This is a genomic window from Lysinibacillus sp. NPDC047702 (assembly GCF_050272555.1).
GTDB lineage: Bacteria > Bacillota > Bacilli > Bacillales_A > Planococcaceae > Lysinibacillus.
The window spans coordinates 65,810-80,252 of the sequence record NZ_JBNNMG010000015.1; the positions used below are offsets into that span (position 1 = coordinate 65,810).

General features: G+C 36.3%; 16 protein-coding genes. 10 read left to right on the top strand and 6 right to left on the bottom strand.

Going from position 1 to position 14,443, the window contains the following annotated elements; genetic code table 11:
- The first annotated feature begins 43 nt into the window (after window positions 1–43).
- On the top strand, window positions 44–679 hold the full coding sequence (locus ACQKIM_RS10120) for a 50S ribosomal protein L25/general stress protein Ctc (RefSeq protein ID WP_427542839.1): 636 nt from the start codon (window positions 44–46) through the stop codon (window positions 677–679).
- A 46-nt stretch (window positions 680–725) separates the two neighbouring features.
- Here ACQKIM_RS10120 and ACQKIM_RS10125 read toward each other — a convergent pair whose 3' ends face one another.
- From ACQKIM_RS10125 to ACQKIM_RS10135, 3 genes are all read right to left on the bottom strand, one after another.
- On the bottom strand, window positions 726–1,334 hold the full coding sequence (locus tag ACQKIM_RS10125; RefSeq protein ID WP_427542842.1) for a DUF2812 domain-containing protein: 609 nt from the start codon (window positions 1,332–1,334) through the stop codon (window positions 726–728).
- The gene (locus ACQKIM_RS10130) at window positions 1,321–1,608 is read right to left on the bottom strand and encodes a PadR family transcriptional regulator (protein ID WP_427542893.1); all 288 of its coding nucleotides are present in this window, start codon (window positions 1,606–1,608) and stop codon (window positions 1,321–1,323) included. Before ACQKIM_RS10130 ends, ACQKIM_RS10125 begins: the two co-directional genes overlap by 14 nt.
- 146 nt (window positions 1,609–1,754) lie before the next feature.
- On the bottom strand, window positions 1,755–2,381 hold the full coding sequence (locus ACQKIM_RS10135) for a YczE/YyaS/YitT family protein (RefSeq protein ID WP_427542845.1): 627 nt from the start codon (window positions 2,379–2,381) through the stop codon (window positions 1,755–1,757).
- 164 nt (window positions 2,382–2,545) lie between these two features.
- Here ACQKIM_RS10135 and ACQKIM_RS10140 point away from each other — a divergent pair, with 164 nt between their 5' ends.
- Both ACQKIM_RS10140 and ACQKIM_RS10145 read left to right on the top strand, forming a co-directional pair.
- Complete coding sequence (locus tag ACQKIM_RS10140; protein WP_427542848.1) at window positions 2,546–2,971, top strand: pyridoxamine 5'-phosphate oxidase family protein; 426 nt, start codon at window positions 2,546–2,548, stop codon at window positions 2,969–2,971.
- A gap of 304 nt (window positions 2,972–3,275) precedes the next feature.
- Window positions 3,276–4,652 (top strand): alpha/beta hydrolase family protein, encoded by a 1,377-nt coding sequence (locus tag ACQKIM_RS10145; protein WP_427542851.1) that lies wholly within the window; start codon window positions 3,276–3,278, stop codon window positions 4,650–4,652.
- Between the two features lie 226 nt (window positions 4,653–4,878).
- Here ACQKIM_RS10145 and ACQKIM_RS10150 read toward each other — a convergent pair whose 3' ends face one another.
- On the bottom strand, window positions 4,879–5,430 hold the full coding sequence (locus tag ACQKIM_RS10150; RefSeq protein ID WP_427542854.1) for a flavodoxin family protein: 552 nt from the start codon (window positions 5,428–5,430) through the stop codon (window positions 4,879–4,881).
- Window positions 5,431–5,543: 113 nt separating this feature from the next.
- Between ACQKIM_RS10150 and ACQKIM_RS10155 the strand changes: the two genes are divergently transcribed.
- On the top strand, window positions 5,544–6,428 hold the full coding sequence (locus tag ACQKIM_RS10155) for a LysR family transcriptional regulator (RefSeq protein ID WP_427542857.1): 885 nt from the start codon (window positions 5,544–5,546) through the stop codon (window positions 6,426–6,428).
- 73 nt (window positions 6,429–6,501) lie between these two features.
- Here ACQKIM_RS10155 and ACQKIM_RS10160 read toward each other — a convergent pair whose 3' ends face one another.
- Complete coding sequence (locus ACQKIM_RS10160) at window positions 6,502–7,527, bottom strand: S-layer homology domain-containing protein (RefSeq protein ID WP_427542860.1); 1,026 nt, start codon at window positions 7,525–7,527, stop codon at window positions 6,502–6,504.
- Between the two features lie 134 nt (window positions 7,528–7,661).
- On the opposite strand from ACQKIM_RS10160, the gene ACQKIM_RS10165 reads away from it, so the two are divergent.
- Window positions 7,662–8,609 (top strand): bile acid:sodium symporter family protein, encoded by a 948-nt coding sequence (locus ACQKIM_RS10165; protein ID WP_427542863.1) that lies wholly within the window; start codon window positions 7,662–7,664, stop codon window positions 8,607–8,609.
- A 52-nt stretch (window positions 8,610–8,661) separates the two neighbouring features.
- Here the strand turns inward: ACQKIM_RS10165 and ACQKIM_RS10170 are convergent, their stop codons facing one another.
- Window positions 8,662–9,399 carry an SDR family NAD(P)-dependent oxidoreductase gene (locus ACQKIM_RS10170; protein ID WP_427542865.1) on the bottom strand — a complete coding sequence of 246 codons (738 nt, stop codon included), beginning with the start codon at window positions 9,397–9,399 and terminating at the stop codon, window positions 8,662–8,664.
- A 157-nt stretch (window positions 9,400–9,556) separates the two neighbouring features.
- Between ACQKIM_RS10170 and ACQKIM_RS10175 the strand changes: the two genes are divergently transcribed.
- The 5 genes from ACQKIM_RS10175 to ACQKIM_RS10195 all read left to right on the top strand — a co-directional run bounded on the left by ACQKIM_RS10175 (window position 9,557) and on the right by ACQKIM_RS10195 (window position 14,237).
- Complete coding sequence (locus tag ACQKIM_RS10175) at window positions 9,557–10,159, top strand: TetR/AcrR family transcriptional regulator (protein ID WP_427542868.1); 603 nt, start codon at window positions 9,557–9,559, stop codon at window positions 10,157–10,159.
- Window positions 10,160–10,833: 674 nt separating this feature from the next.
- Window positions 10,834–11,751, top strand: coding sequence for a metal ABC transporter solute-binding protein, Zn/Mn family (locus tag ACQKIM_RS10180; RefSeq protein ID WP_427542871.1), 918 nt, complete (start codon window positions 10,834–10,836; stop codon window positions 11,749–11,751).
- 9 nt (window positions 11,752–11,760) lie between these two features.
- The gene (locus tag ACQKIM_RS10185) at window positions 11,761–12,489 is read left to right on the top strand and encodes a metal ABC transporter ATP-binding protein (protein WP_427542874.1); all 729 of its coding nucleotides are present in this window, start codon (window positions 11,761–11,763) and stop codon (window positions 12,487–12,489) included.
- Window positions 12,490–12,501: 12 nt separating this feature from the next.
- A complete protein-coding gene (locus ACQKIM_RS10190; protein WP_427542877.1) occupies window positions 12,502–13,374 on the top strand; it encodes a metal ABC transporter permease in 873 nt (290 codons plus the stop codon).
- Window positions 13,371–14,237: a metal ABC transporter permease gene (locus ACQKIM_RS10195; RefSeq protein WP_427542881.1), complete on the top strand. Its 867-nt coding sequence runs from the start codon at window positions 13,371–13,373 to the stop codon at window positions 14,235–14,237. Before ACQKIM_RS10190 ends, ACQKIM_RS10195 begins: the two co-directional genes overlap by 4 nt.
- The last annotated feature ends 206 nt before the right edge of the window (window positions 14,238–14,443 follow it).

Below are 14,443 nucleotides of genomic sequence, written 5' to 3' on the forward strand. Positions count from 1 at the left end.
AAACCTTTTATGAGACTAGTTTCCATGAAAGGGGAAATTGAAGATGACTACGATTTTAACAGCAAATAAACGTGAAAAAGGGCGTCGCTCATCATTAACACAGCTTAGACAGAACGGTGCTATTCCAGGTGTTGTCTATGGCTATCAAATGGAGTCAACGGCCATCACAGTGGATGCTAGAGCGTTTGCTAAAATACTAGCTACGTTCGGAAATAAAAGTGTCTTTCAATTAGATATGGATGGCAGACAGATTAATGCAGTATTAACAGAGGTGCAACGCTGTGCGCTTAAGGGCAATGTAAAGCATGTGGATTTTAAATCCATCAATATGTCTGAGGAGCTAGAGGTAGATATTCCAGTGACAGTGGTTGGACATGCAGCAGGAGTCGCTGATGGAGGATTTCTTTTACAGCCTAATCGTGAGGTACGCATAAAGGTGAAGCCGACAGAAATTCCTGAATCAATAGAGGTAGATGTCAATAATTTAGCTATTGGGACTTCTCTCTATGTTGGAGATATCCGCCAGCAGTTTTCCTTTGATATTTTACAGGAGGATGATTATACATTAGTGACAATCACACCACCTGCTGCTGAAAATGTACAGGAAGATGATACAGTGGACGATACACCTGAAGTGATAGAAGCGACAGGACAAAATACTGCTGAGCCAAAAGAATAGAGTAAAAGAGGAGCCATCTTACACGCGGTAAGTGGCTCCTTGCTGCTTATTGGATAAACTGCTGTATAGATTTACGATAACGGAAATACATGGTTAGGTACATAGCGAAAGCTGCTAAAAATAGCCATGGCGGGATAAAACGCATAAGTGCAAAGGGTGTTTCAAATAAAAAAGCAAAAAGGAAAGCAGAACCTTCTTTATCCCATAAACCTGGCGTAAAATAAGCATCTTTTATATATAGAAACCTAGAAAAGTTGTCATTATTATAAAAAATCATAAACCATATAAAAGAGATGATCGCCCAATTGCTGGAATGCTTCATTAATCGTTTATATTTTGCAATTTGGGAATCACTATCCGAAAATAATTGATCGTTGCCATTTTTTCTTTTTAACCAATAATAAGTACCATCATATGATTTTTCTTTTAATTCTTGCCATCCAAAATCCTCATATAACTGCTTATAACTAGTTCGGTCTTCTTTCCGAAGATTTTGCTGACAATCGATGCGGATAACCTGCTCAAAATCAGTCGTATTTTTAAATGTATAAAACCCAGCAGAATTTATTTTTGTACAAACCCATCCTTTGGACAGCATATGATTTAACCATTGCTCTTCCTTATCGATATCAAAAAAGATTTTAAACTTTTTCATATCCATCAGCTCCCTCATATAAAGATAAAATTCGCTGCAATCTTTGTTGCTCGGCTGCCAATATTTCTAGTCCCTCAGCTGTTGTTTGGTAAACCTTGCGTCTCGTGTCCTGAGTCTCAACGGGCGAAATCCAATGATATTTCAATAAATTTTCAATTGCTCCGTACATAGTGCCAGCAGCAATTCTTACACTACCAGCACTCATTTCCTCGATTTTTTGCATCATTGCATAGCCATGTAACGGTTCCCGTAAGGCGAGTAGAATATAATGCATGGTTTCAGATAAAGGCAGTAATTTATGCTTTTTCACAAGTTCACCTCATATACAGTTCAACTATATAGTTTGATTATATATAGTTGAACTGTATATTGCAACTGAATAAAAAAAGACAATGCACTTTTTTGCATTGTCTTGAAAGCTTATACTACGGCACTTTTCACGCCAGTCCATCTCATAAATAATTTTTCATTAAAAGTTAAAGCAAATTGTACGATTGGTCCGAGTCCAAAAGCCATCAGCATAGTACCAATACCGATGGGACCACCAAGTAAAAAGCCAATCACAGCAACCGTTACTTCCATAGTTGTTCGGGAGCGTGTGACACTCCAGCCTAGTTTATGAACCATAAGTAACATTAGTGTATCTCGCGGGCCAATGCCTAAATTTGCTACCATATACATACCGCAGCCCCAGCCCAATAAGACTAATCCTGTTAGGTAGGAAACGAGCTGCATCCAAAAACCATCGATGTCAGGCAGCCAGTAGTTAAAAACATCAATAAAAATACCTGCTAAAAACATATCGATAAAAGTGCCTGGTAATGGGAATTTTTTCGTAAAAACCATATCAAAGGCTAAGATTGCAAGTCCCAATAAGATAGACCAAGTGCCAATCGTTAATCCAATTGATTTCGTTAAGCCGATATGCAGTACATCCCATGAGCCTACACCAAAGAGTTGGCCTTTAATGGTTAATGTAATACCAAAAGAAAGCACAATAATGCCTGTTATGAAAAACAAACAGCGCGTAAAAAAAGCTTGTTTCATTTTTTAACCCTCATTCATCCGTAAATTCCTGTTGTCTATCAAGTTATTATAGCAATGGATTTTCAATATGCCCGAAGATTGTCATTTCACATTTTTCAAAAAAAACGGTTTAGCTTTTTTGTGAGAGGGCAAAATAGATAATGTAGATGAAAGGATGGGATGAAATGACTTCTGTACGTGATGAAATTTTAGAAGTTTTGAATCGTGAAAAAATAGGAACGATGGCAACAGTAGAAGATGGTAAACCATACTCACGTTACATGACGTTCCAACATGAAGATTTTGTGTTATATACAGTGACAAATAAACATTCTGAGAAAATGGAAGAGCTTCGAAAAAATCCATATACCCATATATTATATGGCTATGAAAATGGAGGCTTTGGTGATACGTATGTCGAAATAGAGGGCAAACTCACAGAAGTACACGAAGAAGGCATTAAAAATAAAATAGCAGAATTTTTTACGAGTATTTTCGTTGGCAATCAGGATGAAATGGTAACACTTAAAATTGAACCAATTCGTATGCGCTTAATGAATAGAAAAGGACAGCCTCCAAAAGAGCTTGAATTTACAAACGACCATGAATAGATGGTCGTTTTTTATGAGCATAAAAATAGCAGAAGCAATAAAATTTATGAATCCAACAGTTGAGTGAACGAAAGATAAAATATAAGTGGAAAAGGAATATGATCATTTGAAAGAAAATAATAACAATTCATAAACGATTTTACAAAAAGATACTTGTAAATAATAGTTAAGTGTAGTTAACTTAACTAAAGAGATTATAAAATCGGAGTTGAGGGTATTGAGGTTGTTTGAAGGCATTTTAATTGTAGTTCATATTTTTTGGCTTTTTTCTTTTTTGTTTAGATTCGATGCAAAAGTTAAAAGAATGATTAATGTTATCGCACTAATTCTTTTGGTTATTCATCTTGGGTTTGAGGGTTACAGATGGCAAATGGGATTAACCTATATATTATTTATTCTTTTAACTGCTTTCACAATAAAGCCATTTATACAAAGGAACGTAGAAAGAGCCACACTTGTAAGCGTGAAAAATAAACGAAAGGTCATAAAGCTTTTATACATATTTTTTATTTTCATTTATACGTTCAGTAGCTTTGGTTTAGTCACTATTATGCCTGTATTTCAACTTCCAAAGCCTACAGGTCCTTTTGAGGTAGGTATGAATTCAAGGCATTTGATAGATGAATCCAGACATGACTCGAACCAAAAGGCTAGGGAATTAATGATACAAATATGGTATCCAGCTGAGTTGAAAGATGATACGAAGGATATTCATTATGAATCCTTTCCTTACGAAGAATGGTCAGGAACGCTGGAATTTATTTTTTCAGTTCCACGCTATTTATTTGAGTATTTGAAGTATGGACAAACTAACAGCATAAAGGATATAGCAGTATCCAAGCAAGAAGATAAATATCCCGTTCTTTTATTTTCTCACGGATTTGGCAGTACTAGAATGCAAAGTATTTCCCAAATGGAGGAATTGGCAAGCCATGGATACATTGTTGTCAGCGTTGATCATACAAATGATGCAGCTTATACGAAATTTCCAGATGGACGGGAAATTATGAATCAAACAGACGCATATTCTTATTCATATAATATTGAAGATGAGAAAGATGTTAAAACGAGATCAAAAGATATGAGCTATGTGCTTGATGACTTAACAATGATAAATGGTAAGGACCCTCAAAGCCTGTTTACTGGAAAGATGGACATGGATAAAATTGGAATATTTGGTCATTCATATGGAGGTTCAACAGCTGCTCAAGCATTGTTGGAGGATAGCAGGATTTCAGCAGGAATCAACATAGATGGACCATTGCATGAGCCAGTGGCTAGCTCAGGATTTGAACAACCTTTTATGTTTATTTTAGATGAAGATTATCTCTATATACCTGACGAAGAAATTCAATATACAAACATCACCCCAGAGGAATTTCAAAAGTATCACGATATAATTACAGAACTTGCAGATTTTCACTATAGAGAGGGAATAAAGGGAGATACTTTTATGCTTACTTTTATAGCAGGAGATCATTACACTTTTACAGATTTCCCTTATCTCTCTCCATTGTTGTCATGGAATATTGACGTAAATCAATTCCATCAAGTAATGAATCGATATATTTTGGCTTTCTTTGATCACTATGTGAAAGATGAAGAGCCTGATCTATTGCTTAGGAAAGAGGAAAAAGAAGACAAGTTCTACTATTTTAAAACTAATCTTAAAAATCATTGACAGAATAAAATAATAAACTAATTTAAACTAATCAGATTAATATATATGGATTAGAGATTATCTTTAGAGTAAAAAATGGAGAACACTGTAGGCCTAAATCATTTCAATTTACTAGTTGACGAGGCTATTTAATGAAGTGGTGTCCTTAAATAATATTCCTTTATAGCATAAATTTACCAATTGAAAACGACCTAAAAGTAAGGGAGCTTTTGGGTCGTTTTTTATATTATAAAGCACGAGTCTTTAACTTCTCGTTCAATATTTTTGCTTGGGCTAAAGCCTGTGTATCGTTTGAGATTTCTCCAGGCTTATTGCCATTTCCGATAATATAGGAGAAAAAAGGCATTTGTAGGAATTCGAAAATATATTGGAATTGCTGAATCATTGGTAGCCCCTTAATATAGGGATCGTCGCCACCAACAGCAAGGACGATTGCCTCTGTTGTCTGAAGCTTTTCCTTGAGCTGTGGGAAACGCTCGTCACGAATGGCATGACTTAAGCGATCTATCATATTTTTCATGATGCCTGACATGCTGTACCAATAAATTGGTGTTACGAAAATCACAATATCACTTGTCAGAAATGCTTGAATAATTTGATCATAGTCGTCATCTACAAACTGAAAGCCATTGTCATTATGACGTAAATCGTGAATGGGCTTTATCATTACATTTTTTAAATCTATTTTTTGATGCGGAATATCTGCTAATACATAATCAGCTAGCTGTTCACTATTACTAGCTGTTCTGGAGCTTCCGATAAATGCAGTAATGTTCATATGAATCCTCCTCTATCTTTCAGGTTATAACTAGTGTAAACTTAATTTTATTATCGATAAAGCTGAATGTTTCGATAAAATATATCGAAAAAAACGATTTAGGGGTGTTAGTAATGGATTTAAAACAGCTACAAACGTTTTTAACGGCATCAGAAACATTGAGCTTTACACAGACTGCACAGTTGCTTGATTATGCACAGTCCAGTATTACAGCACAAATTAAATCACTTGAAGAAGAGCTCGGAGTAATTCTTTTTGAGAGGCTTGGCAAGCGTGTTACTCTTACGGATGAGGGCAAGCGATTACAACAGTATGCCCAAAAAATGCTAGAGTTAGATAACGAAATGAAAAAAGCACTGTCCAATGAACAAGCACAAGTGGTGCTAAAAATTGGCGCACAAGAAAGTCAATGTGTTTACCGTCTACCAAGTATTTTGCAGCAATATCAGAAAGCTTATCCACATGTAAAAATCATTTTTAAGCCCGTCCATACAACTGAAATTGCAAAAGATCTATTACAGTCTGGAATTCTTGATGTAGCCTTTATTTCGGATGCATATAAGGAAACACCTATGTTATATCGTGAGAGACTTATCCAGGAACAATTAATCTTTGTAAGCGCACCAACTAGTATAAAAAGCCATTCCTTATCTGCGCATCAATTATCAGCAGAGACAATGCTTCTGACTGAAAATGGGTGCTCTTATCGCAATCAATTAGAAGCACAGCTACAGCAAGAGGGGGTGCTATCATTACAAATGATTGAATTTGCAAGTATTGAAGCTATAAAACAATGTGTGATGGCAGGCTTAGGTATTACATTTTTACCGAAAATGGTGGTGGAAAGAGAAATAGAGAAAGGACAGCTAATTGAATTACAGTCTTCATTCAATGTAAAGCCTATTTACACAGATATTGCTTGGCATAAAGATAAGCATACTCAGCCGTATCTTAGTGATTTCATAGAGATTGCAAGGGATTGGTATCGTGCACTGTAAAAGCAAATGTGCCTATATGATTTAGGCACATTTGTTTTTAATTTGGTGGTCAGATAGCCTTGTTTGTGTTATTCTACTGTTTTTTTAAAGTTCCAGAAAAATTAGTATCTTCATCATGTGCGGCTCGACAATCCACTTCAGTTATTTTTAAAGCATTATCAAGTCTTTCGAATTCGATAACACAGCGATTGCCAGCAGAGGATTTGTTCATTACCGCTTTATTACTTGTAGTAATTGTAGCGGTTCCATCAACACTTCCAGCAGTAGTGCCATCATTTGCAGTGATGAAAATGTTAAAGCTGTTGCTGGTTGCATTAGAAATAATGGCTTCACGGCGGTTAAAATCAGTCGCACCTTTTCCCCATTTATAGCTATAGAAATAGGTACCTTCCCAGGCGCTTTTCGTAGGTGTTGTAAGCCGCAATGTTGGATCAAGCTGATTTTGACCGTTTTTAGCAAGTACATTTAACGAAGCATTATTCGTATTTTCATAAATAGCTTGTGCATCTTGAGAAATTTCATAAAAATTTCTTTCATCCATTCGATGAAGTATTGTAACGACTTGAGCACGTGTCATTTTGTTTGTCACGCCAAAAAACTTCTGTAAATTACGATTTTCATACTGTGGATTTTGGCCAGTGGAAATGTAATAATCAAGTAAAAACTGGATGGATTGATCTAATCCACTTTTGCCTTTAGCTAAATGTGTAATCGCTTGAGCAACCACGCCACGCTTGATGGAAGCCGCCCGAATATTATTATCTAAATAGCCGTTTAATGGCACACCATAGCTTGCCAGGCGATTGTAATATTCATCTGACCAGTTGGCAGCAGGGGTTTGTTTTTTTAATTTATCATAGGGTGTTTCCAGTTCATAAAAATTAGACAATAATTTCGCGAATTGTTGCTCAGTAATCGTTTCATTAGGTTTAAAAGAGCCATCTGAATAGCCATTTACAATATCGTACTCCTCAGCCCATAAAATAGCTTCATAGGCATAATGATCTTCAGGCACATCTTTAAAGCCTGCAGCCTGTCCCCTGTCCCCACCTGCAATAACAAGCAGTGAAAATAGTAAGGTATACACTAATTTTTTCATTAGTTTTATTCATCCCTTCTAGCTAGTTATACTAATAGTTTGCAGGAAATGGATAAAAACTGCAAATTTTTCTAGTCTCAATTAGCAAGTGATAGAGGAGACTGAGATTTTCAATATGGAAGGGGAGCTGTTAAATGTTACAACGTTTCAATCAATACTTACAAAAATGGATGCCTATTTTAACGCCACTTAGCTTAATCATAGGCGTGCTATTTGAAAATATCGGGCATCAGCTGTTATTTTTAGTGCCATGGATATTTGCCTTTATGACATTTGCGGGTAGCTTAAGTATGAATATAGAAGGAATGAAAAGCTTAAAAAAATATCCAACAGTCATTTTTATAGCCATTACATTTCTACATATTCTCATGCCAATTTGGGCTTATATTGTGTCCACAATCATTTTTCATGAGCATTTTCTAACTATAGGCTTTGTCTTAGCTGTTGCGATTCCAACAGGGGTTACAAGCTTTATTTGGGTGAGCATGTGTAGAGGGCATATTGCGTTATGTCTTGCTATTATTTTAATTGATACAGTTCTATCACCAATCATCATTCCTGTATTATTACATATCGTTGTGGGGCAAACAATTGAAATCAATACAGCTGGGCTGATGCTAGATTTACTTTGGATGATTGTTGTGCCATCGCTTGCTGGTGTTGTGTGTAATGAGTTAACTAAGGGGAAAATTGCTGTGACACTAGGGAAAAACTTAGCTCCTTTTTCGAAACTATGCTTATTTAGCATTGTCATGATTAATAGTAGTGCGATTGCTCCTTATATGAAAACAATTAGCTGGGAGCTTTTCAGTATTATTTTGGTTGTCTTTCTATTGGCTGTTTCAGGGTATGTCCTATGTTTAGTGCTGGGGCATTATCTTTGGAAAGATAGTAGTATAATCACGATGTTTGTTTTCACAGGTGGGATGCGTAATATTGCTGTTGGGGTGGTTATTGCTACTACCTATTTTCCCGCTAAAACGGTAATGCCCGTTGTATTTGGTATGCTCTTCCAACAAGTATTAGCTTCATTCTTTAGTCGTGTTATGGAAAGATATCAATTAAAATATGGGGGAGCATAATGCAAAAAATATTCGCTATCCTATGAAGGGTAGCGAATATTGATGTTGTGGCTTATTGTGCTGTATAACCACCATCGACTGTTAACGTATTACCTGTCATAAATGTAGAGTCATCACAAGCCATAAACAGGACAGCTTTCGCCATTTCCTCCGGCTGACCTAATCTTTGCATAGGTGTTATTTGACGTAATGGCTCCTTACTTTCCTCAGGAATAATCGGTGTATCGATGAAACCTGGGCAAAGCGCATTAATACGGATGCCACGAGTCGCAAATTCGAGTGCTAATGAACGTGTCAAGTTTATGACGCCACCTTTTGCCGCATTATAGGCAGCTGAGCCGGGAGAACCAACCCAACCATACATGGAAGCTGTATTGACGATTGTCCCACCATGTCCTTTTAACATTTCTTTAATAGCTGCCTGGGCCATTAAAAATACACCATCTAAATCTACGTTTACCGTATTGCGCCATTCACTGTAGGCCAGTTTCTCTGTAGGTGTAACTCGACCGATTCCCGCATTATTGAACAGGACATTCACTTGTCCAAAAGTATCAATTGTTGTTTGATAAATTTTCGCAACCTCTTCCTCATTCGTCACGTTTGCCTTTACGAAAATAGCCTCTGCACCTGTAGACTGTAATTGTGCCACAAATTCGTTTCCTTTTTCCTCATTTAAATCTACGAGTACGACTTTTGCTCCTTCTGCTACAAACAATTTAGCAGTTGCTGCACCAATACCAGATGCTCCTCCAGTAATGATGGCTACTTTATCTTGTAATTTTCCCATAGTAAACACCCCTAATAAATAATTTCTTACACACTTTGCAAATCGCTGTGTACTTTTATTGTAAAACGCTACAATAAGGAAACAATCATTAAAGTAACTACAACTGTCTAGCTAGTGGACAAAATAGAGAGAAGTGTCTAAAAAAGGAGACGATATTTTGACAAAATGGACACAAAGACAGGAACGAACACGACGTCATTTTTATGAGGCTTTGATTGAATTAATTCAAAAACATGGCTTTCAATCTATAACTGTAAAAGATATTGTTGAGCGTGCTGGCTATAATCGTAGTACCTTTTATGTGCATTTTCAGGATAAATTTGAGCTTGCCGACAATTTATTGGAAATGATGCTTGATGGACTTGAGGTAGCAGTTGGCAAACCCTATCTATTTGGGGAAAAAGTTTATACAACTAAGCTTAAGGCACCTTCTTTTAATATTATTCATTATATCTATCAAAATCGTACATTTTTTGAATTATTAACTCTAGATGATACAATTCCAAGTTTGCATACAAGAATGCCTCTAACCATTACAAAAATTTATATGGAGCAATTTAAATTTGAAACAATTAACAATCAACCAGTAAATATGGAAATGTTTAAGCACTATACGTCTTATGGATTTTATGGATTGATGCTGCAATGGATTAACAGTGGCTTTGAAAAACAAGAAGAGGCACTTATTCAAGATATTATCGAGTTAACCAGAACTCATATTTATGCATATGAATTTATCGGCAAACCAAAAATAGAGTGAGTATGCTAAGTATAATGGCTGTTGATGCAATAGAGCTTTTGTTTTGATAGGGGCTTGCTGAATTGATGAGAAAATGTGCAGTATTGACTAGTACTTGTGCTAAATAGAAGGCTACTTGTACTGAATAGAATAACTTGATTTCATTGACAACATAGTTTTTCAACAACATAAACACCACTATTCTTGAGAAAAGATAGTGGTGTATTTTTGTGTTGGGCATTCATCTAATTTTATTTATTTTCCTTGAGAAAAAAAATTTAAAAAAGAAATTTTGATAAAATAGTTGAATTTTTTTTATATTAAGCATATATTTTTCCTAAGGGAAACAAAATATTATTCGAGAAAGAAGAGTGACTGAATGAAAGAGTTAGATGATTTAAAGCTGACGATCCTTCCGTTGAGCATTTTACTAATTCTTACACTTTTATGGGAACTAACAGAATCTGTTGGAGCGGGAATAATGATAATTGTTTTCTGGATAGGCTGGCGCCGGCTTATAAGAAAATTATTATAGATAAGGCATTGATGATACTACTATATGACAGTAACTGCTTGAGCGGACATAACAATCTAATCCTAAAATTGAAGAAGTGGAAGTATGTTAATGTCCGCGTCAAATAATCTATAGCAATGATCATCATGTCTGAATATAAAGAAAGAAGAGGTATTTACACATGAAACGTTTTTTAGGTGTAGTTGTTTTTTCACTCTCCCTTATGCTATTCGGGTGTTCTGCTAATACCAAAAATGAGGATAGGGAAGGGGTTGTTGTCGCAACAACTGGTCAAATTGCGGATGCCATTAAAGCGATTAGTGGGGATCACTTGCAGGTTTCAGCATTAATGGGACCGGGTGTTGATCCACATTTATACAAAGCAACGCAAAGTGATTTATCGAAGCTGGATAAGGCAGAAGTTATTTTTTATAATGGCTTACATTTAGAGGGGCAAATGCTGGATATTTTTGAGCAGATGTCAAAAAGTAAATCTGTACTAGCTGTTGGAGAAACATTAAATAAGCAGGATTTACTAGCAAGTGATGATGATGCCATGTTACATGATCCGCATATTTGGTTTGATATCGAGCTTTGGAAGGGAGTCGTTCAGGCGATTGGTACTAAGCTACAAGAGGAATATCCAGAATTTAAAGATGATTTTCTAGCAAATGAGAAAGAGTATTTAAAACAGCTTGATGAATTACAAATATATGCAAAGGATAGAGTAAATGAAATTCCAGAAAAGCAACGTATTTTAGTAACAGCTCATGATGCTTTTAATTATTTTGGAAGAAGCCAGGGATTTGAGGTGCGCGGTTTACAGGGGCTAAGCACTGATTCCGAGTATGGTGTAAAGGATGTGCAGCAAATGGTTGATTTTTTAGTAGCCAACAAGATTAAGGCCATTTTTATCGAATCAAGTGTCTCCGATAAAGCCATGAAAGCAGTGATTGAAGGAGCAAAGGAAAAAGGGCACGACATTGTTATTGGTGGAGAATTATTCTCGGATGCAATGGGAGCAGAAGGATCAAAGGAAGGTACATATATCGGTATGTATCAACATAACATCGACACAATTGTCGATGCATTAAAGTAGGTGAGGAAAATGAATGCATTAACAGTAGAAAATCTTTCAGTAGCTTATGATAAAAAAACAGTTTTAGAAAATGCTTGTGTTTCAGTTCCAACTGGTCATCTATCTGCAATTATTGGTCCGAATGGAGCGGGAAAGTCAACCTTTTTAAAGGCAATCTTAAATCAACTACCAAATAAGGTAGGGAGAGTTGAGATACTTGGCAAGGTTTTTGAGCCGAAAAGCTTAGTGGTTGGCTATGTTCCTCAACGCAATGCAGTAGATTGGGATTTCCCTACAAATGCACTGGATATTGTGTTGATGGGGCGTTATGGGCATACAGGATTATTTAGAAGACCAACTAGAAAGGATAAAATTTTAGCACAGCAGGCTCTTGCAAGTGTAGGGATGGAGGACTTCGCTAATCGTTCCATTGGTCAACTTTCTGGTGGACAGCAGCAACGAGTATTTTTAGCACGAGCACTTGCTCAAAACGCAGATATCTATTTTTTAGACGAGCCTTTTGCTGGGGTCGATGCTGCTACAGAAAAAACAATTATTGATATTTTAAAAGATTTGAAGTTACAGGGTAAAAGTATTTTTGTCGTTCATCATGACTTACAAACGGTAAAAGACTATTTTGATTATACAATTCTTTTAAATAAAACGATTTTAGCATCAGGTGCAACGGAAGATGTTTTTACACCAGAGCAATTACAAAAAACATATGGTGGTAAACTTTTCATGATGCAGAATGTGTAAGGAGGGGACAATATGTTAAGTGGTAACTTATTGTGGGTACTTAGTGGAACCATGCTACTTGGAATAGCTGCTGGCATAACGGGCACTTTTTCCTTCTTACAAAAACAAAGCTTAGTTGGTGATGCTGCTGCACATGCTGCTTTACCAGGTATTGCACTCGCATTTTTGTTAACTGGACAAAAGGAATTACCGATTTTAATGCTTGGTGCAGGGATCACATCTGCTTTGTCCGTGTATTGTATACAATGGATTGTTTCTTTTTCAAAATTGAAGGCAGATGCAGCAATTGGCTTAGTATTAACTGTATTTTTTGGGATTGGTGTTGTCTTTTTAACAGTAGTTAATCGCAGCCCTTTAGGTAATCAAAGTGGGCTGAACAATTTTATTTTTGGTAAGGCAGCTACGATGACCAAGGCAGATTTAATGTGGCTTTTTATCAGTGCCACAATTATTATTTTAGTCAGTCTCCTGCTTTATAAAGAATGGAAGCTACTAATCTTTGACCCAGTGTATGCCAAAGGAATTGGTTTACCCATTGAAGCACTAAAGGCAATACTTACTGTTTTAATTGTGATGACCATCGTAACAGGTATACAGGCAGTGGGCGTTATCCTTATGTCAGCATTATTAATTATTCCAGCTGCAAGTGCAAAATTATGGACGAAAAAATTGAGTTCTATGCTTGTCCTTAGTGCCACTATCGGTGGAATATCTGGCATAACGGGAACCTTTATTAGTGCTATGCGTACTGGCCTATCAACAGGACCAATTATTGTATTAGTAGCGGCTATTATTTTCTTTATCTCTTATTTTATAAGCCCATCTGGACAAATTAGTAAATATCGTAGGAAAATGCAGTTTCGAAAGCAAGGTGAGCTAGGATGATAGAGTTTTGGGTTATTTTAACTGGCATTTTAGTTGGTATTACCTGTGGAATTGCAGGGGTTTTTCTTATCTTGCGTAGGATGTCGATGATTGCAGATGCGATTAGCCATACCGTATTGTTTGGTATTGTTATGGCGTTTATAATTACCCAAACATTAAATGGTTTTTGGATGCTCATCGGTGCAGCAGCTGCGGGGATTTTAACAGCCTATCTAGTGCAATTGCTACATTCTTCAGGTATACAGGAAGATGCAGCCATTGGTGTGGTCTTTACTTCCTTGTTTGCGGCTGGTGTGCTCCTCATAACTTTATTTGCAGGTAATGTACATTTAGATGTAGAGCATGTATTAATGGGAGAAATTGCTTTTGTTCCTTGGGATAGATGGACTTTTCTTTCCATCACATTGCCAAAAGCTGTATGGATGCTATTGCTTGTGCTAATTATTAACATAGTGTTTCTTCTATTATTCTTTAAGGAAATGAAGCTAACTACCTTTGATCCTGTTTATGCTGCCTCCATTGGTGTTCCTGTACTATTTCTGCATTATGGGTTTATGACATCAATATCCTTTACAACGGTAGCTGCTTTTGATAGTGTTGGTGCTATTTTAGTTGTTGCTATGCTAATAGGTCCAGCGGCCACCTCCTATTTAATAAGTAAATCAATTAAGCAAATGTTTTTATATAGCATGGCTTTTGGTGCCGCCGCAGCAGTTATAGGCTATTATTTGGCAAAGCTTTGGGATACGTCCATTGCAGGGATGATGGCGACTATAGTAGGTGTTCTATTTGTTCTGACATTAATCAGTCAAAAAATCATTGATCAACGTAGAAAAGCGCTTGTAAGTAAATTTGAAGTATAGAAGTATAAAGTGAACAGAACATTTAAAAGGAATCGAGCAATTTTCTCGATTCCTTTTATTATTTTTGTTTACCATATCGTGTTAGTAGCAATTCTTTTCTATAGAAATAAAGGCTCTTCACCAAAACATGTGCTTGACTAAGAGCCATACTGAATCCATTCGGCATTGCATTCTAGTAAAATTGTCTCTTTATAGTGCTGCGGATT